This window comes from Hafnia psychrotolerans (genome assembly GCF_014639435.1).
In the GTDB taxonomy this organism is placed as follows: domain Bacteria; phylum Pseudomonadota; class Gammaproteobacteria; order Enterobacterales; family Enterobacteriaceae; genus Ewingella; species Ewingella psychrotolerans.
Genome location: NZ_BMFZ01000002.1, coordinates 425,052 through 443,866, shown reverse-complemented (window position 1 = coordinate 443,866; position 18,815 = coordinate 425,052). Strand labels below are relative to the sequence as shown.

14 protein-coding genes are annotated in these 18,815 nt (G+C 49.3%); 13 read left to right on the top strand and 1 reads right to left on the bottom strand.

Features of this window, described 5'->3' with window-relative positions:
- Positions 1–46: 46 nt before the first annotated feature.
- The 9 genes from ihfB to IEV89_RS05180 all read left to right on the top strand — a co-directional run bounded on the left by ihfB (position 47) and on the right by IEV89_RS05180 (position 10,026).
- Complete coding sequence (ihfB, locus tag IEV89_RS05220; RefSeq protein WP_034789191.1) at positions 47–331, top strand: integration host factor subunit beta; 285 nt, start codon at positions 47–49, stop codon at positions 329–331.
- Between the two features lie 259 nt (positions 332–590).
- Positions 591–2,855, top strand: a complete 2,265-nt coding sequence (locus IEV89_RS05215; protein WP_308420854.1) for a ComEC family protein — start codon at positions 591–593, stop codon at positions 2,853–2,855.
- A 38-nt stretch (positions 2,856–2,893) separates the two neighbouring features.
- The gene (msbA, locus tag IEV89_RS05210; RefSeq protein ID WP_188471089.1) at positions 2,894–4,642 is read left to right on the top strand and encodes a lipid A ABC transporter ATP-binding protein/permease MsbA; all 1,749 of its coding nucleotides are present in this window, start codon (positions 2,894–2,896) and stop codon (positions 4,640–4,642) included.
- Positions 4,639–5,622, top strand: a complete 984-nt coding sequence (gene lpxK / locus IEV89_RS05205; protein WP_188471087.1) for a tetraacyldisaccharide 4'-kinase — start codon at positions 4,639–4,641, stop codon at positions 5,620–5,622. The genes msbA and lpxK overlap by 4 nt, the downstream gene beginning before the upstream one ends.
- A 485-nt stretch (positions 5,623–6,107) precedes the next feature.
- Positions 6,108–6,320, top strand: coding sequence for a cold-shock protein (locus IEV89_RS05200; protein WP_188471378.1), 213 nt, complete (start codon positions 6,108–6,110; stop codon positions 6,318–6,320).
- Between the two features lie 85 nt (positions 6,321–6,405).
- Positions 6,406–7,644 carry a winged helix-turn-helix domain-containing protein gene (locus tag IEV89_RS05195; protein WP_188471085.1) on the top strand — a complete coding sequence of 413 codons (1,239 nt, stop codon included), beginning with the start codon at positions 6,406–6,408 and terminating at the stop codon, positions 7,642–7,644.
- A 353-nt stretch (positions 7,645–7,997) separates the two neighbouring features.
- Positions 7,998–8,180, top strand: a complete 183-nt coding sequence (locus IEV89_RS05190) for a Trm112 family protein (protein WP_188471083.1) — start codon at positions 7,998–8,000, stop codon at positions 8,178–8,180.
- Complete coding sequence (gene kdsB, locus IEV89_RS05185) at positions 8,177–8,926, top strand: 3-deoxy-manno-octulosonate cytidylyltransferase (RefSeq protein ID WP_188471081.1); 750 nt, start codon at positions 8,177–8,179, stop codon at positions 8,924–8,926. The genes IEV89_RS05190 and kdsB overlap by 4 nt, the downstream gene beginning before the upstream one ends.
- 206 nt (positions 8,927–9,132) lie before the next feature.
- A complete protein-coding gene (locus tag IEV89_RS05180; RefSeq protein WP_188471079.1) occupies positions 9,133–10,026 on the top strand; it encodes a YcbJ family phosphotransferase in 894 nt (297 codons plus the stop codon).
- 8 nt (positions 10,027–10,034) lie between these two features.
- Here IEV89_RS05180 and elyC read toward each other — a convergent pair whose 3' ends face one another.
- Entirely contained in the window at positions 10,035–10,799 is a 765-nt protein-coding gene (elyC, locus tag IEV89_RS05175; RefSeq protein WP_188471076.1) for an envelope biogenesis factor ElyC, read from the bottom strand.
- A 255-nt stretch (positions 10,800–11,054) separates the two neighbouring features.
- Between elyC and cmoM the strand changes: the two genes are divergently transcribed.
- Genes cmoM through mukB form a run of 4 tightly spaced genes read left to right on the top strand, consistent with a single transcriptional unit; the run spans position 11,055 to position 18,313 of the window.
- Positions 11,055–11,840 (top strand): tRNA uridine 5-oxyacetic acid(34) methyltransferase CmoM, encoded by a 786-nt coding sequence (gene cmoM, locus IEV89_RS05170; protein ID WP_188471074.1) that lies wholly within the window; start codon positions 11,055–11,057, stop codon positions 11,838–11,840.
- A complete protein-coding gene (gene mukF, locus IEV89_RS05165; protein ID WP_188471072.1) occupies positions 11,837–13,159 on the top strand; it encodes a chromosome partition protein MukF in 1,323 nt (440 codons plus the stop codon). Before cmoM ends, mukF begins: the two co-directional genes overlap by 4 nt.
- On the top strand, positions 13,140–13,868 hold the full coding sequence (mukE, locus tag IEV89_RS05160; RefSeq protein WP_188471070.1) for a chromosome partition protein MukE: 729 nt from the start codon (positions 13,140–13,142) through the stop codon (positions 13,866–13,868). Before mukF ends, mukE begins: the two co-directional genes overlap by 20 nt.
- The gene (gene mukB / locus IEV89_RS05155; protein ID WP_188471068.1) at positions 13,865–18,313 is read left to right on the top strand and encodes a chromosome partition protein MukB; all 4,449 of its coding nucleotides are present in this window, start codon (positions 13,865–13,867) and stop codon (positions 18,311–18,313) included. The genes mukE and mukB overlap by 4 nt, the downstream gene beginning before the upstream one ends.
- Positions 18,314–18,815: the final 502 nt, after the last annotated feature.

Below are 18,815 nucleotides of genomic sequence, written 5' to 3'. Positions count from 1 at the left end.
CACACCGCCCCGAAACGGTAGTTTAGCTGCAAAGCTTGGAGGTAATATGACCAAGTCTGAACTTATTGAAAGACTTGCTGGCCAGCACTCTCATGTCCCTGCGAAAGCCATTGAGGATGCAGTGAAAGAGATGCTTGAACATATGGCTGCAACTTTGGCTGATGGTGAACGCATTGAGATCCGTGGGTTTGGCAGTTTTTCTCTTCACTACCGTGCTCCGCGTGTTGGGCGTAACCCAAAAACTGGCGATAAGGTGGAATTGGACGGTAAATACGTCCCGCATTTTAAACCCGGTAAAGAGTTGCGTGATCGCGCGAATATTTATGGCTAAGATTTCGGTCTGACATAAATTCTGCCTATAGCGAACCTAAAGCGGTACCTTTTCAAGGTGCCGTTTTTTTTGCTTAAATTCATCCCTATCCATTCATTTTCTGCGCGATGTCCCGCATCGTTCAACTCCTTTCCTTGTTCCGGTATATCGCCTAAACCATACTCAACCCCAGAAATATCGAGTTAGCAAAACTGTTGCTCACCGAGCCTCGGTTTTTTTAATTAAGTATTCAGGCAAGGATGTCATTATTAAAATCTCATTGGATGAGGTGGCGCTAACGGTCACCGCGGGCATGCTCCCGTTGCTGATATTACCGTCTTTACCCTCGATTTCATGGTGTCTGCTGATCGCTACCTTCGCGTGGGGAATATGGTTAATCCGCCACCGATGTGCGCGCCTTAGCGCAATAATGCTGCTGAGCTTCGTTTGGGCTGTAAGTCAGGGACAATACTTGCTATCGCAGACCGACATCCTGAGTCGAGGAAAAATTGAGATTATTGCCAGCGTTCAGTCAATAAATTTAGGGCGCCTGGACAAACATCAGGTTGTCATGAGTATTAACCAAGCCGCAGGCAGGCGAGTCTTCCCACCTATTCTATTTAGGGCTCAGTGGGGTAATACAGCAGCAAGTTACTGCGCCGGGCAGAAGTGGAGATTTAAAGCGAATTTAAGGCCTGTACATGCATCTCTCAATGAAGGCGGATTTGACTTACAGCGCTGGGCTCTGGCAAATCATTGGCCGCTGCAGGGAAGAGTAGAGCAAGGTCAAGTGCTTCAGGACAGCTGTAATCTTCGTCAGCGGTTTATCACCGCCATTGATAATGACTTGCTGGGACTCAATAACCGAGCGGTTCTTATAGCATTAGGTTTCGGTGAAAAAGGCCTTATTAGCAGGCAAGATAATGCACTTTTGCAAAAAACAGGCGTTGCACATCTTGTGGCGATATCAGGGCTGCATATAGGTATCGCTGCCTGGGTCGGTTGGTTATTTGCGAGGGGAATACAATATTTCTTGCCGCTGAGATTTATTGATTACCGTTTCCCGCTGGTTGTTAGTGAAGTGGTGCTGCTTCTATATACTTGGTTGGCAGGAGGAAATGCCCCAGCTTTACGCGCTGCTCTGGCTCTTTCGTTATGGCTGGCTCTTCGCTTCTACCGGGTCAGGTGTCATCCCTGGCAAGTGTGGCTTTGGGGGATCGCATTTCTTTTGCTGATGGACCCAATGAGTATTCTTTCTGACAGCTTCTGGCTCTCCTGCTTAGCTGTCGCTGCGCTGATATTCTGGTTTCAGTGGATGCCATTGTCTCCTAAATTTACCCGCCATTGGTATTGGGCTCCTCTGAGATGGGCACATCTACAATTGGGCATGACACTGTTGCTCCTGCCGATGCAAATAGGTTTATTTCATGGCGTCAACTACTCCTCTTTCATGTCAAATATGTGGGCAGTACCCATTGTTTCACTCTTCACCGTACCGCTGGTTTTACTTAGCTTAATAGGTCATGGGATATTTCCAGCAGGGATAAAACAGATCATTTGGTCGATAGCTGATCACACTCTTTCAATCACATTCTGGGGTGTGCGGAAATTTTCGGATGAATGGTTTTTTTTGGGTGCATCTACTTTTTCTTTGGCGTTTGCCGGCTGGGGCGGTGTGATGGTCTGGCGTTTTGGTTGGTTACTGACCTGTCCAGCCAATTTGCTGGCGCTGGTGTCTGTCATGATCCTGTGGCTGAACGCGAAAGCGCCCGAACGGTGGAGGGTCGATATGATCGATGTTGGCCACGGTTTGGCGACATTAATTAGTAAAAATGGTAAAGGGATTTTATACGATACAGGTAATCGCTGGGAAAGTGGCTCAGCGGCAGAGATGAATATCTTACCTTTCATCCGATGGAACAATATTGTGGTGGAGCAAATTATCATCAGCCATAGTCACGAAGACCATCGAGGGGGATTAGATAGTTTGAAGCAGGCTTTTCCGTTTGCTGCCGTGCGCGAAAGTTCGGTGAATGCTCAGTTACCTTGCCTGGAAGGTGTGGCGTGGAAGTGGCAGGATCTCACTTTTAATGTTCTCTGGCCGGAAAAACCGACTGACAGGCCGATGAATAATGACAGCTGTGTGATCCGCATTGATGACGGAAAGTTTAGCGTATTGTTAACAGGGGATATTGAAGCTGCTGCTGAGCGTAAGCTAGTCTCGCGATATCGTCATGAACTGAATACTACCGTGATGCAGGTGCCGCATCACGGTAGTAATACGTCATCGACGGCGCCTTTCCTGCGTGCAGTGAGTCCGCAAATGTCTATCGCGTCTGCCTCGCGATTCAATCAATGGCATCTGCCCGCGAAAAAAGTGGTTCACCGATATCAGCGCGCACAGCTAGCATGGCGCGATACCGCGCATTCGGGGCAGTTGACTGTTCGTTTTTACGACGATTATTGGTCTATTAGTGGCTTACGTGAACAATTATTTCCTCGTTGGTACCACCAGCGGTTTGGTGTATCCGGTGATAATGAGTAGAATGGTCCGCTGTTTCTATCGCTGCTGGTTAATAATGCATGATGAATGATAAAGATCTCTCCACTTGGCAGACATTCCGTCGCCTGTGGCCGATGATCACTCCTTTTAGAGCCGGGCTTATCGCTGCGGCTGTTGCACTGGTTGCTAACGCCGCCAGTGATACGTTTATGCTATCTCTCCTGAAGCCGCTACTAGATGACGGCTTTGGTAAAGCAGATCGCTCAATTTTACTGTGGATGCCACTTGCAGTGATCGGCCTGATGGTCGTTCGTGGCATAAGTGGGTATATTTCAAGTTACTGCATCTCATGGGTTTCCGGCAAAGTAGTGATGCAAATGCGTCGCCGACTGTTTGGACACATGATGGGCATGCCCGTGGCCTTCTTTGACCAACAATCCACCGGGACTTTATTATCACGTATAACCTATGATTCTGAGCAGGTAGCGTCTTCTTCATCGGGCGCTCTGGTTACCGTAGTACGTGAAGGTGCTTCAATTATCGGCTTGTTTATCCTGATGTTTTACTACAGCTGGCAGTTGTCTATCATCTTGGTCATTATTGCACCTATTGTATCTATCGTTATCCGTGTCGTATCAAAGCGCTTTCGTAATATCAGTAAAAATATGCAAAATAGCATGGGGCATGTGACCACCAGCGCCGAGCAGATGCTGAAAGGGCATAAGGAAGTTTTGATTTTCGGCGGGCAAAAAATTGAAACAGAGCGCTTTGATTCTGTCAGCAATCATATGCGCCGACAAGGCATGCGCTTGGTGTCAGCCTCATCGATTTCAGATCCAATCATTCAGTTAATTGCCTCTTTGGCGCTGGCATTCGTGCTTTATGCGGCCAGCTTCCCTTCCGTAATGGAGACATTAAGCCCTGGTACTATCTCAGTAGTCTTCGCTTCCATGATGGCGCTGATGCGGCCTCTGAAGTCACTGACCAACGTTAATGCTCAATTCCAGCGCGGTATGGCAGCCTGCCAGACACTGTTTTCCATTCTTGATATGGAACAGGAAAAAGATGACGGTAAGCGTGTTATTGAGCGAGCCAAGGGCGACGTTGAGTTCAAAAATGTCACCTTCTCCTACCCGGGCCGGGATATGCCTGCACTGCATGACGTCTCTTTCAAGATACCGGCCGGACGCACAATTGCATTAGTTGGCCGTTCAGGTTCAGGTAAGTCGACGATAGCGAATTTGCTTACCCGTTTTTACGACATTCAGAAAGGCGAAATCTTGCTGGATGATCATGAGCTACGTGAATATACATTATCTTCCCTGCGTAATCAGGTGGCCTTAGTGTCGCAAAATGTTCACCTGTTTAATGACACCATTGCCAATAATATCGCCTATGCACGTACTGATGTTTTCACGCGTGAAAACATTGAGAAAGCGGCGACGATGGCTTACGCGATGGACTTCATTAGCAAGATGGAAAATGGTCTTGATACCGTCATTGGTGAAAATGGCGTACTACTTTCTGGCGGACAACGTCAGCGTATCGCTATTGCCCGTGCACTTTTACGTGATTCACCCGTACTTATTCTTGATGAAGCCACATCCGCCCTTGATACCGAATCCGAGCGTGCCATTCAGGCTGCACTGGATGAACTGCAAAAAAACCGCACCTCATTGGTGATTGCGCATCGGCTTTCCACCATCGAAAAAGCCGATGAAATACTGGTGATTGAGGAAGGGCGAGTGGTTGAGCGTGGTAATCATGAATATTTACTGGCTCAGCATGGCGCATATGCGCAACTTCACCGGATGCAATTTGGTCAATGATAGAACGTATCTGGTCAGGTAAATCAGCGCTTTATCTGTTGCTGTTACCTTTTTCATGGTTATACGGACTGATCACTACGCTGCTTCGCTACGGCTATAGGCAGGGATGGAAAAAAAGCTGGCGTGCCCCTTTACCGGTGGTTGTCGTCGGTAATTTAACGGCAGGCGGCAGCGGTAAAACCCCTATTGTTATTTGGTTAGTTGAAACGTTAAAACAGCGAGGTTTGCGTGCTGGCGTTGTGTCGCGCGGCTATGGGGGAAAAGCGGCGAGATATCCACTGGTGTTGGATATCACAACGACCACGGCGGAGGCCGGTGATGAACCCGTGTTGATATATCAGCGCACGGGTACGCCGGTTGCCGTCTCGCCGGTCCGCTCAGATGCGGTCAAAGCCCTGCTAGCCAAATACCGGCTTGATGTGATCGTCACGGACGACGGCCTGCAACATTATGCGCTGCAACGCGATATTGAAGTGGTTGTGATCGACGGCGTCCGGCGTTTTGGTAATGGTTGGTGGCTACCTGCGGGTCCCATGCGTGAACGCGCTTCGCGGCTGCGAACGGTTGATGCGGTGATCACCAATGGTGGCACGCCAATGGCCAATGAAATAGGTATGGTCCTGGACGCCGGGTTGGCGGTGAATGTGCTTAATGGTGAGCGATGCGATGTGGCCACTTTGCCGAATGTTGTCGCTATGGCCGGAATAGGGCATCCTCCGCGTTTTTTTGCGACATTGAAAAATCTTGGAGTGAGCCTACAGGCTGAAGTAGCCTTTGCGGATCACCAGAATTATCAACCTGATCAACTAAAACCACTGACCATTTCAGGTCAGACACTCCTGATGACAGAAAAAGATGCTGTGAAATGCCGCTCTTTTGCTGAACCCAATTGGTGGTATCTGCCTGTTAATGCAATCATTTCACCGATAGATACTCACGCTCTTATCAGTAAGATAGAGCGTGTTATTTCTCAGAAATAAATCTTCACCAACGTGATGTGATGGTCTTGTCTTAATGTTTATTGGCAGATTTAATGCAGGTTATGTGAAATTTATAACCCTATGATTTAAGATAAAAACTTGGGGAAAACGCTTTGTTGAAGATTTATTTTCCATAATATTCTTGCTATTACCTTTTACTTATGAGTAAATGCTTTCCGGCCTGTGATACAGAGCTATTTATGTATGAGTTTAGAGTTAAGTAGTTCCTCCCAAAACGTTATCTAAGATTTAATGATTCCGCTTCAAAGACGAACCTTCTAAGTCCCTCCCATAAGTATTCAATCTTATCGATTGGCCCCGATTGCCTTATGGCAGATCTTTTTAATATTTTAATTAAAAAGAAAACTATTTTCACAATCGCTCATTAGAGGTTTTTATAAAAAAATAACTTTAGTATGGGCAAGCGCATCCGAACAATAATAAAAAGCGTGTTCATGGATGCCCAAATAAAGGATTTAAACATTATGATGTTAAAAATGGGTTTAGTTAAGTGGTACAACCAGGCTAAAGGTTATGGTTTTATCTGCCCGCTTGATGGTTCGTCTGAAATTTATGTTCAACGTGCCTCCATTGCCAATACAGGCAATAAGTCTTTGAATGCAGGTCAGCGTGTCGAGTTCACAACTTACCGCAGCGTAGTTCACGGCCAAGCCGCAGCTGACGTGATTGCCTTCTAAGTCAGATTTTAGCGCGTAAAATTTACGCTCTGATTAAAATATGCTATCGGTATCTGTAAGATGATTTCCATTAATGGATACCGATATGTCTCACCCCATAATCTCTCTTTCTGCCGCCCGTACATTACATCTTGCTGCACAACAGTTACAACATCCCCTTAAGCGTAAACCTGTCCGCGACGATGTGACCTCTGCCATAAACAATATGGCCTTGCTACAAATTGATACCATCAGCGTCGTAGCGCGCAGCCCTTATTTAGTCTTATTTAGTCGCCTCGGCCATTATCCGACCGAATGGCTGGAACAAGCATTAGCCGCAGGAAAGCTGTTTGAGTATTGGGCACATGAGGCCTGCTTCATTCCCATCGACGACTATCAATTACTACGCCATCGTATGCTTATGCCAGAGATCATGGGTTGGAAATACTCTCAGGCGTGGTTTGATACCCATCAAGATGACATTGCGCTTTTGTTGAATCACATTGCGGATAACGGCCCGGTACGCTCGGCAGATTTCACAGCAGAAAAACGCGCTACCAGCGGCTGGTGGGACTGGAAGCCGCATAAGAAACATCTCGAAACGCTATTTACTGCCGGAAAATTGATGGTGATAGAGAGACGTAATTTCCATCGCGTTTATGACCTTGCAGAAAGGGTATTGCCGGAATGGAATGATGCGACGCAGGCTTTACCTCAGGCCGAGGCAGAAATTCAGATGCTACGCCGTTCGGCTCAAAGCCTCGGCTTCTTCAAGGCTGAATGGCTGGCAGATTATTACCGCTTAAAGCGCGTGAAAACTGCAACAGTGATTGAGGATTTATTACAACGTGGTGAAATCACAACGGTGAATGTCGAAGGGATCGACGGTGAGTGTTATGTGCATCAGGCGCAGTATCAATTATTACAACAGGCGCTGGAAGGGCGGATTAGCTCAACCGTGACGACGCTACTTTCCCCTTTCGATCCGGTAGTTTGGGACCGCAAGCGTGCACTAACGCTGTTTAATTTTGATTATAGGTTGGAGTGTTATACCCCTGAGGCAAAACGTAAGTTTGGTTATTTCACCTTGCCAATTTTACAACGTGGTGAATTGATCGGTCGTGTGGATGCCAAAATTCATCGTAAACAAAAAGTATTTGAGGTCAAAGCGTTGCATCTGGAAGACGGCATAAAACTCAGTGCTCGGCGGGTCAAAGATTTAACCGATGCATTTAGCCGCTGCGCGCTATGGCATGGTGCAGAGAATGTCACGACAGGTAAACTCCCTGATGCGCTGCAAGCCTTCTGGGGTAAGGGCTGGTCTTTACTTCAAAATCTGAAATGACGTAAAACAAAACGGCCACAATCAGTGGCCGTTCTTTAATGGTGAATGCAGGCTAATTCAGGATTAATGACTGAAGTTCGCGAACATTGAGATGATTTTGTTGATCAGTTTCATTTTTTTACTCGTAATAAGATTTATTTTTGTGACGCAGGTCACGAAAAATTCTACGCTGCCGTAATCTTCTTTGCAATATCTCCGTCACCATCATCCCAACATTCTTTTCTTTTCACTCTCCCAACCATACCGATTAACGACCTGTTACGGCTTATGGTATTCTCAGCCCCTAAAGGTTTATATTAAAAAGCATTGCTGCATTGGTCTGCTTGCCATGTGGTCAATCTCGGGGAGGAAGTATGGATCATCGTTTACTCGAAATAGTCGCTTGTCCTGTCTGTACCGGTAAGCTCTATTTTAATAAAGAGTCGCAAGAGTTGGTGTGTAAAGTGGATGGGCTGGCGTATCCCGTTCGCGATGGTATTCCTGTGTTATTAGAAACGGAAGCCCGTGCGCTTTCTGCTGACGAGACGCATCCATGAGTTTTATTGTGATCATTCCTGCGCGATATGCATCCAGTCGTTTGCCTGGTAAACCTCTGGCGGATATTAACGGCAAATCCATGGTTGTTCATGTGATGGAGCGTGCGAAAGAGTCAGGTGCGGAGCGTGTGATCGTGGCGACGGACCATCCCGATGTTTTCAACGAGGTGCAAGCTGCAGGTGGTGAAGCATGCATGACGCGTGCTGATCACCAGTCTGGTACAGAGCGTCTGGCTGAAGTGATTGAGCGCTACGGCTTTAGTGATGACGACATCATTGTCAACGTACAGGGTGACGAGCCGATGGTACCACCGGTGATTATCCGGCAGGTTGCTGATAATCTGGCTTCCTGTAACGCGGGCATGGCGACACTGGCTGTCCCCATTGAAACGGCTGAAGAGGCGTTCAATCCTAATGCAGTGAAAGTGGTACGAGATGTTAACGGCTACGCTCTTTACTTCTCTCGTGCTGCTATTCCATGGGAACGCGAACGCTTTGCTGAATCGAAAGAGACAATAGGCGATAACTTCCTACGCCACATTGGCATTTATGCTTATCGTGCTGGTTTCATCAGGCGCTATGTCAACTGGGCTCCGAGCCAGTTAGAGCACATTGAATTGCTGGAGCAACTGCGTGTTCTCTGGTACGGCGAAAAAATTCACGTCGCAGTGGCTAAAGAGATCCCTTCTGTCGGTGTTGACACACCAGAAGATTTGCAGCGGGTACGCGAATTCTTTGGTCACTGAATTTCGGTTTGACCCCTCATTTTCCCAATCTGTACTGATACGGAATGCCATCGTGGCATTCCGTCGTTGCCTCTCCAAAATCTACCGTACCGACTTTCTGTTCTAAGTCGTTTCACTTTATGCCGTATTAATTGATCTGAAACGGGGAAATCCTCGATTGATGCTTTCATCATAGCCCTGAGCCGATTTGCTACAGTGTGACTATTATGGAACAGTTGAAAGCCGAATTGAGTATTGTCTTGGGCGAGCGTCTGTCGCGTCTCGAGTGCGTTAGCGAACAGCCTTATGCGCATCTTTTTGCTTTATATGATGAGCAAGGACATGCGATGCCATTATTGGCAAAAAGCTTCACCTGCGCCGGGATTGCGGCTCAGGAAGCCTACAAACTATCAATACTGGCGCGCGAAGGCGGCGTTAAAGTCCCGACGGTATTCGGCATGGTTGCCACCCATCAGTCTCCTTATCAGGAGATCCTCCTTATTGAACGGCTGCGCGGTGTCTCTGCGGAAGCTCCTGCGCGCACGCAGCAAAGTTGGGCGGTACTAAAAGATCAAATCGTTGAAGGCCTACTGGCCTGGCATCGTATTGACAGCCACGGCTGCGTGGGAACGGTCGACAGTACTCAGGAGAACAACTGGGCTGCATGGTATCAGCAACGCGTTGAAGTGCTGTGGATTGCCGTGAGCAATCTACATTCTGCGCCCCTAACGGCGGATGACCGCACCTTGCTGTTCCGCGCCAAAGCCTGTCTGCCGAATTTATTCGCTGATTTCAATGACAATGCTGTGTTGGTACATGGCAATCTGTCGATGCGAAGCTTGCTAAAAGATCCGCGTAGCGACCAGCTACTGGCGATGATCAACCCGGGAACCGTATTATGGGCGCCGCGTGAATTCGATCTGTTCCGTTTGTGGGAACCGGGAATGAGCGAAGAGCTGTTGTTTAGCTACCTTCAGCGTGCGCCGGTGTCGGAAAACTTCCTCGCCCGCCGTGGGTTCTATATGGTATGGGAATCTATGGCTAATATGATCCATACCGGTAAATTTGACCGGCGTGCGTTTGATTTTGCACGCCAGCAGTTGTTGCCATGGCTTAATTGAGTTTAGTTTTACCGGCTGCAGAGCCACTGCCAGATCCTTCCTATGGTTTCATACCAAACGCGCTCGCTGTGCGCTAAGAACTGAGGGCTTGGCAATATTCTTTCCCACGGATTCAGGGGGGAATCTATTGCCAACTGATTCGCGGGAGCTGGGATCGGCGTCAGCCCTTGCTGATGGAAGAAAATCATCGCGCGGGGTAAATGGTTGGCAGACGTCACTAGCACCATAGATTGTTGCCCGATCAGCGCTTTCACCTGTTCGGCTTCCTGTTGCGTATCACGTGGCGTATCCAGGGTAAGGATATCATTCTCCGGTACACCCAGGCTTACAGCCACTTTAGCCGCGACTTCTGCTGTACTCATCGGATTGGTTAAGGCTTTACCGCCGGTAAAAATCATTTTTGCGCCTGGATTCAGCCGATAAATTCGGATCCCTTCCGTCACGCGCGGCAAACTGTTATTGATCAGATTCGAGCTGGGCGCCCATTCTGGGTTATAGGTATAACCACCCCCCAACACCACAATGTATTTCACTGGCTGTGCCATGTTCGGCTGGTAAGTCGGATAGGTATTTTCAATCGGACGGAGCAGGCTATCGGCAACGGGTTGCAGGCTCAGTAAGGTCAGAATTAACCAACTCAATGAAAAACAAACTTTGCCCATTTTCTGCCAGCGGGTGAACCACAGTAAAACCAGTGCGAATGCCATTAACAATAATAAAAAAGGCAAGGGAAGTAACAGCCCACCGACAAATTTTTTGAGCATAAACAGCATCGAAAAAAGCTCCTTTTGAGTGAAAAAACGGCATCTGGGAATGAATCCGCGTCAGGATGATTTATTCTACGTCAGCCTGTGCCAAAATAGCCGACAGATTTCAAGCTGCAGATGCGTTGGCTGAGTTCAGTCACCCGAGTCACTGACTCATGTTAGCTTATCGGGCCGCCTTCGTTTACCGACTGCTTGTAATTCGAATTATTTTGGGTCTGGTTTTATTCAACAAATTGCATTTTCAGGAACAGGTATCACTTCATGCAGGATCGCAATTTCGACGATATAGCCGAAAAATTTTCGCGCAATATCTACGGCACGACGAAAGGTCGCATTCGTCAGGCGGTGCTGGGGCAGGATCTCAAGGAATTAATGAGAACACTGCCCGATCGCCCGCTGCGTATTCTCGATGCCGGCGGTGGTGAAGGGCAAATGGCCTGTGAACTTGCCGCTTTAGGACATCAGGTCTTGTTGTGCGATCTGTCCGGTGAGATGATCCGCCGCGCAAAAGTTGCCGCCGATGAAAAAGGTGTGAGCGGGAACATGCAATTTGTACAATGTCCGGCTCAGGATATCGCACAACATATGGAACAGCCGGTTGATCTGATATTGTTTCACGCGGTTATCGAATGGCTGGCGGAACCGCAACCAGCATTACAGGCATTAACCGCGTGCCTTGCGCCTGGTGGCGCATTGTCGTTGATGTTTTACAATATCCACGGTCTGGTTATGCGCCACATGATTTTAGGTAATTTCGGTCACGTCGAAGCGGGTGTTCCAAAAATTAAGAAAAGCTCGCTGTTGCCCGATCACCCGCTGGATCCCAAACAGGTGTACCAATGGCTTGAAGAGCTCGGGTTGATCATTGCTGGCAAAACGGGTGTTCGGGTATTCCACGATTACTTGCGTAACAGGCAACAACATAAACAGGATTTTGACGAGCTTCTGGCGCTGGAACAGCGTTATTGCCGACAGGAACCTTTTGTTAGTTTGGGACGTTACATCCATGTGATGGCGCACAAACCCAATCTGAAGGACGAATCATGAGTGAATTTTCCCAGACTGTACCCGAACTGGTTGCCTGGGCACGCAAAAATGACTTCTCAATTTCGCTGCCAACGGAAAGGCTGGCCTTTCTAATGGCGATTGCGACGCTCAATGGCGAGCGTCTTGATGGGGAAATGAGCGAAGGTGAACTGGTTGATGCGTTTCGTCACGTAAGCAAAGGCTTCGATCAGACGCATGAAACTGTGACGGTACGTGCCAATAACGCCATCAATGACATGGTGCGCCAGCGTTTACTTAATCGTTTTGTCAGTGAACTGGCTGACGGCAATGCCATCTATCGTTTAACCCCGTTGGGTATTGGCATTACCGATTACTATATCCGCCAGCGAGAGTTCTCAACGCTGCGGCTCTCGATGCAACTATCGATTGTTGCTCAGGAGCTGAAACGTGCAGCTGATGCTGCCGAAGAGGGCGGTGATGAGCTTCACTGGCATCGCAATGTTTTCGCGCCGTTGAAATATTCTGTTGCCGAGATTTTCGACAGTATCGACATGACGCAAAGGATCATGGACGAGCAGCAACAGGGCGTGAAAGACGATATCGCTGCGCTGTTAAACAAAGACTGGCGGGCGGCGATTTCCAGTTGTGAAATGTTATTGTCTGAAACGTCGGGTACGCTACGTGAATTGCAAGATACGCTGGAAGCCGCAGGTGACCTACTCCAGGCGCATTTGCTGCGTATTCAGGAGTACACCTTGGGTGATGGCGAGCTGGGCTTTGTCGACAAACTGGTATTTGATCTGCAAAGTAAGCTTGACCGCATTACCAGTTGGGGCCAGCAGGCGATTGACCTGTGGATTGGCTACGACCGTCATGTTCATAAATTTATCCGTACTGCCATCGACATGGATAAAAACCGCGTCTTTGCGCAGCGGCTGCGTCAGTCGGTGCAAAACTATTTTGATCAACCCTGGACTCTGACTTTCGCCAATGCGGAACGTCTATTGGACATGCGTGACGAAGAGCTGACCTTGCGCAGTGAGGAAGTGACCGGGGAATTACCGCCGGATCTCGAGTATGAAGAGTTCAGTGAAATCCGTGAGCAACTTACCGCGTTGATTGAACAGGCATTGCAGGTTTATCAACAACAGAAGACTCCACTTAACCTGGGAACTGTGATGCATGATTATCTCAAGCAGTATCCGCGTGCGCGGCATTTTGACGTAGCGCGAATTGTAGTCGACCAGGCCGTGCGCCTTGGTGTGGCTGAAGCAGATTTTTCAGGGTTGCCAGCCGAATGGCAGGCAATCAATGATTTCGGAGCCAAGGTGCAGGCCCATGTCATCAATAAATATTGAACACATAATGCCAGCTAAGCTGGCGCAGGCGTTGGCAAATGCCCTCTTTCCTGCTTTGGACAGCCAGCTCCGTTCCGGTCGTCACATCGGAATTGATGAGTTGGATAACCACGCCTTTCTGATGGAATATCATGAAGAACTTGAGCTGTTTTACCACCGTTATAGCGTTGAACTGATCCGTGCGCCGGAAGGCTTCTTCTATCTGCGCCCGCGTTCATCCACACTTATCCCGCGTTCGGTTCTTTCCGAACTGGATATGATGGTCGGCAAAATTCTTTGCTATCTCTATCTCAGCCCGGAACGTCTGGCGCATGAAGGAATTTTTACTCAGCAGGAGCTGTACGACGAGCTTTTAAGCCTGGCTGACGAATCCAAACTGCTGAAATATGTCAATCAGCGCTCTACGGGTTCCGATCTGGACCGCCAGAAACTGCAGGATAAAGTCAGAACCTCGCTCAACCGCCTGCGCCGTCTCGGTATGGTGTGGTTTATGGGCGTTGATAGCACAAAATTCCGTATTACTGAAGCCGTGTTCCGCTTCGGTGCCGATGTGCGCAGCGGTGACGATGCCCGTGAAGCGCAATTGCGAATGATCCGCGACGGTGAAGCGATGCCGATTGAAAATGCTTTGTCGCTCCATGATGAGAGTGAAGACGGCGACTCACCAGCAGCTCCGGAGCATGACAGCACAGAGGATGAACAGGAATGATTGAACGTGGTAAATTTCGCTCATTAACGCTGGTTAACTGGAACGGTTTTTTTGCCCGCACCTTTGACCTTGATGCCTTGGTGACTACGCTTTCCGGTGGTAATGGAGCCGGTAAATCCACCACCATGGCTGCTTTTGTCACGGCGCTAATCCCAGACTTAACCTTGCTGCATTTCCGTAACACGACAGAAGCGGGCGCGACTTCAGGTTCACGCGACAAAGGCCTGCACGGTAAATTACGTGCCGGCGTCTGTTACTCGACGCTTGACGTCGTCAACTCGCGCCATCAGCGGGTGATTGTCGGTGTTCGTCTGCAACAGGTTGCCGGTCGTGATCGCAAAGTGGACATCAAACCTTTCACCATCCAGGGCTTACCCACGTCGATTCAACCAACCGAAATACTGACGGAAACCGTGGGTGAGCGCCAGGCACGCGTGCTTTCTTTGCAGGAACTGAAAGACAACGTCGAAGCGATGGAAGGCGTGCAATTTAAGCAATTCAACTCCATCACCGACTACCACTCGCTGATGTTCGATCTGGGGGTTATCCCGCGTCGTCTGCGCACGGCTTCCGATCGCAGCAAATTTTATCGCCTGATTGAAGCGTCGCTTTACGGCGGTATATCCAGCGCGATCACTCGTTCTCTAAGAGACTACCTGTTGCCCGAAAACAGCGGCGTGCGCAAAGCCTTCCAGGATATGGAGGCCGCGTTGCGTGAAAACCGCATGACACTGGAAGCCATTCGCGTTACCCAGTCTGATCGTGACCTGTTTAAGCATCTGATATCGGAAGCGACATCTTACGTGGCCGCGGACTATATGCGTCACGCCAATGAACGCCGTATTCACCTCGATGGCGCGCTGGTTCTGCGTAATGATTTACTGAGCAGTCGCAAGCAGCTCTCCAGTGAGCAATACCGTCACGTTGAAATGGCTCGTGAACTGGCGGAGCAGAGCGGTTCACAAAGCGATTTAGAAACCGATTATCAGGCGGCCAGCGATCATCTGAGTCTGGTGCAGACCGCGATGCGTCAGCAGGAAAAAATCGAACGTTACGAAGGCGATCTCGAGGAACTGACCTATCGTCTCGAAGAGCAAAATGAAGTTGTAGCCGAAGCCGGAGAACTGCACGCCGAGCATGAAGCGCGCGCTGAAGCGGCTGAACTGGAAGTGGATGAACTGAAAAGCCAACTGGCAGATTACCAGCAGGCGCTTGACGTACAGCAAACTCGCGCCATTCAATATCAGCAAGCATTACATGCCATCGAACGTGCCCGCGAACTGTGTCAGATCCCAGACCTGACGATCCAAAACAGCGAAGAGTGGCTGGAAACTTTCCAGAGCAAAGAGCAGGAAGCGACTGATATCCTGCTGATGCTTGAGCAAAAAATGAGTGTGGCGGATGCGGCGCACAGCCAGTTCGAAAATGCCTATCAGTTGGTGGTGAAAATCGCCGGTGAAGTCAGCCGTAGTGAAGCCTGGCAAACAGCGCGTGAACTGCTGCGCGACTGGTCTTCCCAGCAACATCAGGCCGAACGCGTGGATCCATTGCGCCTGCGTCTTTCCGAGTTAGAAGGGCGTCTGCGGGAACAACAGGATGCCGAGCGCCAATTGCAGGCATTCTGCAAGCGCACGGGTCAGGATGTGCATCCTGAAGACTTGGATGAACTGCAACGTGAGCTCGATGTACAAATTGAAGAGCTGTCACAGGTGGTTTCTCAGGCCGGTGAACGCCGCATGGAAATGCGTCAAGAGCTGGAGCAGGTACAGGCGCGTATTCGTGAATTGACTGCCCGTGCGCCGGTGTGGCTTGCCGCTCAGGAGGCTCTCAGTCAGTTAAGCGAGCAAAGCAAAGAGCCTCTGGAAAGTAGCCAGCAGGTGACTGAGCATATGCAGCAACTGCTGGAAGCTGAGCGTGAAACGACCGTCGAACGTGACGAGGTTGCCGCGAAAAAACGGCGACTAGAAGGGCAGATCACCCGCCTAAGCCAGCCAAGCGGCGCTGAAGATTCGCGGATGATTGCACTGGCGGAGCGTTTCGGGGGTGTGTTGCTCTCCGAGATTTATGATGATGTGACCATCGACGATGCGCCGTACTTCTCTGCATTGTATGGCCCGGCACGTCACGCCATCGTTGTACCTGATTTGTCGGGTATCCGTGACCAACTTGAGGGTCTGGATGACTGCCCGGAAGATTTATACCTTATCGAAGGGGATCCGCAGTCCTTCGATGACAGCGTTTTCGCCGTCGAAGAGATGTCTGGCGCGGTACTGGTAAAGAGTGGCGAGCGCCAGTGGCGCTACTCCCATTTCCCTCAAGTGCCCCTTTTCGGCCGTGCAGCGCGTGAAAATCGCCTTGAGACATTGAATAAAGAGCGTGAAACACTCTCCGAACGTTATGCTAATCTGTCGTTTGACGTACAGAAAATTCAGCGGGTTCATCAGGCATTCAGCCGGTTTATCGGCAGTCATTTGGCCGTGGCGTTTGATGCCGATCCTGAGGTGGACATTCGAACCCTGAATGGACGTCGTGGTGAACTGGAGCGGGCACTTAACGCCCATGAGAGCTCTAATCAGCAGCAGCGTCAGCAATATGAGCAGGCAAAAGATGCCTACAGTATGCTTAACAAACTACAGCCGCGTGTCGGGCTGCTGTGTGATGAGACGCTGGTTGATCGCGTTGAAGAGCTGCGTGAAGAGCTGGAAGAAGCGCAGGAGTCTGCCCGCTTTATTCAGCAGCATAGCGCTTCGCTGACCAAACTCGAGCCGCTGGTTGCTGTACTGCAAAGTGACCCTGAACAGCATGAACAGTTGAAAGAGGATTATGCTCAGGCACAGCATGCGCAGCGCCTGGCGAAGCAGCAAGCATTCTCGCTGACTGAAGTCGTTCAACGTCGCGCACACTTCGGTTATACCGATTCTGCCGGCATGTTGACTGAGAATTCAGATCTGAACGACAAGCTGCGCCAGCGTCTTGAACATGCTGAAGCAGAACGAACCCGTGCGCGTGACCAGCTACGCCAACATCAGGCGCAATTTGCCCAGTACAGCCAGGTGCTTGCCTCACTGAAAAGCTCGTTTGATGCCAAACGTGACATGCTCAAGGAACTGGGGCAGGAGTTGCAGGATATCGGTGTTCAGGCCGATGCCAATGCCGAAGCGCGCGCCAAACTGCGGCGTGACGAACTGCATACGGCACTCAGTACCAACCGTTCGCGCTGCAATCAGTTGGAAAAACAGATCACCTTCTGCGAAGCCGAAATGGATAATTTGCAGAAGAAGTTGCGCAAACTAGAACGTGATTATCATCAGAGCCGCGAACAGGTAGTGACGGCGAAAGCAGGCTGGTGCGCGGTGATGCGGCTTGTTAAAGATAATGGCGTTGAGCGCCGCCTACACCGGCGTGAGCTGGCTTATATGGACGGTGATGAACTGCGATCTATGTCTGATAAGTCCTTGGGTGCCTTGCGTCTTGCTGTGGCCGATAACGAACATCTGCGTGACGTACTTCGTCTGTCGGAAGACCCGAAACGTCCTGAACGTAAAATCCAGTTCTACATTGCGGTTTATCAACATCTGCGCGAACGTATCCGTCAGGATATTATTCGTACCGATGACCCAGTTGAAGCTATCGAACAGATGGAGATTGAACTGGGGCGACTGACCGAAGAGTTGACTGCGCGCGAACAGCAACTGGCATTAAGCTCGAAGAGCGTTGCCAGTATCATTCGTAAAACGATTCAGCGTGAGCAGAACCGTATTCGTATGCTCAACCAAGGCTTGCAGACTGTGGCCTTTGGTCAGGTCAAAAGTGTGCGGCTTAACGTTAACGTGCGTGAGGCGCATGCTGGTCTCTTGGATGTGCTGTCTGAACAGCAAGAACAGCATCAGGATCTGTTTAGCAGTAACCGCCTGACTTTCTCGGAAGCGTTGGCAAAACTGTATCAACGCCTGAATCCGCAAATCGATATGGGGCAGCGTACGCCGCAAACCATCGGCGAAGAACTGCTCGACTACCGCAACTATCTTGAGATGGAAGTGGAAGTTAACCGGGGTTCAGACGGTTGGTTACGTGCAGAGAGCGGAGCGCTTTCTACCGGTGAAGCTATCGGGACCGGCATGTCGATTTTGGTGATGGTGGTACAAAGCTGGGAAGAAGAGTCAAGCCGGATGCGTGGCAAAGATATTTCTCCTTGCCGTCTGCTGTTCCTCGATGAAGCTGCGCGTCTTGATGCCAAATCTATCGCCACGCTGTTCGAACTCTGTGATCGCCTGGAAATGCAGCTGATTATCGCCGCGCCGGAAAACATCAGCCCGGAAAAAGGCACTACCTATAAACTGGTGCGTAAGGTGTTCAATAACAATGAACACGTACATGTGGTTGGTTTGCGAGGTTTTGCGACGGAACAGCCGGCGATCGGCAGCGTTGAAGCCGGCAGTTCGTAACGTTGCTCATCCAATAAGTCATGAGAAGCCCTGCAAATGTCAGGGCTTTTTTATGTCATAGAGAATATTTTTACACGTCATAAGATGCTTAACCAAAGATATTTTCAGGATCAAACCCTAATATTATCGCGGTGTATTTAATAGCATCTGCATAAATTTAGTGGATAAAAAATAAATATTTCATCTATTAATTTTACATATTTAAATCTGTAACTTTATGCAATCGCTATAGTACAAACACAGAGTTCTAAATGCCGAAGCCAGTAAAGTTTAAGGACTCATTCTGAATGTGTTTTAAAATGAGCGATGAATCATGTGGCGCGTTGCCGGGAAGTTATTTAAACAGCGAGACTCAAACGTTAAAGGTGTTAACTCGGTCATTTTCATCAAATGCTCTGGTTTTGTATGAATATTCACCACTTGTTTGAATCGGGTGGAAATTATCCACTGACAACGCTTTATTTCGCACCGCTGCTGGCATAGAGTTCATCTTTGAAGGCGG

Coding starts and splice junctions, on each gene's coding strand:
- ihfB (WP_034789191.1), top strand. CDS start 47: ATGACCAAGTCTGAACTTATTGAAAGACTTGCTGGCCAGCACTCTCAT.
- msbA (WP_188471089.1), top strand. CDS start 2,894: ATGATGAATGATAAAGATCTCTCCACTTGGCAGACATTCCGTCGCCTG.
- lpxK (WP_188471087.1), top strand. CDS start 4,639: ATGATAGAACGTATCTGGTCAGGTAAATCAGCGCTTTATCTGTTGCTG.
- IEV89_RS05200 (WP_188471378.1), top strand. CDS start 6,108: ATGATGTTAAAAATGGGTTTAGTTAAGTGGTACAACCAGGCTAAAGGT.
- IEV89_RS05195 (WP_188471085.1), top strand. CDS start 6,406: ATGTCTCACCCCATAATCTCTCTTTCTGCCGCCCGTACATTACATCTT.
- IEV89_RS05190 (WP_188471083.1), top strand. CDS start 7,998: ATGGATCATCGTTTACTCGAAATAGTCGCTTGTCCTGTCTGTACCGGT.
- kdsB (WP_188471081.1), top strand. CDS start 8,177: ATGAGTTTTATTGTGATCATTCCTGCGCGATATGCATCCAGTCGTTTG.
- IEV89_RS05180 (WP_188471079.1), top strand. CDS start 9,133: ATGGAACAGTTGAAAGCCGAATTGAGTATTGTCTTGGGCGAGCGTCTG.
- elyC (WP_188471076.1), bottom strand. CDS start 10,799: ATGCTGTTTATGCTCAAAAAATTTGTCGGTGGGCTGTTACTTCCCTTG.
- cmoM (WP_188471074.1), top strand. CDS start 11,055: ATGCAGGATCGCAATTTCGACGATATAGCCGAAAAATTTTCGCGCAAT.
- mukF (WP_188471072.1), top strand. CDS start 11,837: ATGAGTGAATTTTCCCAGACTGTACCCGAACTGGTTGCCTGGGCACGC.
- mukE (WP_188471070.1), top strand. CDS start 13,140: ATGTCATCAATAAATATTGAACACATAATGCCAGCTAAGCTGGCGCAG.
- mukB (WP_188471068.1), top strand. CDS start 13,865: ATGATTGAACGTGGTAAATTTCGCTCATTAACGCTGGTTAACTGGAAC.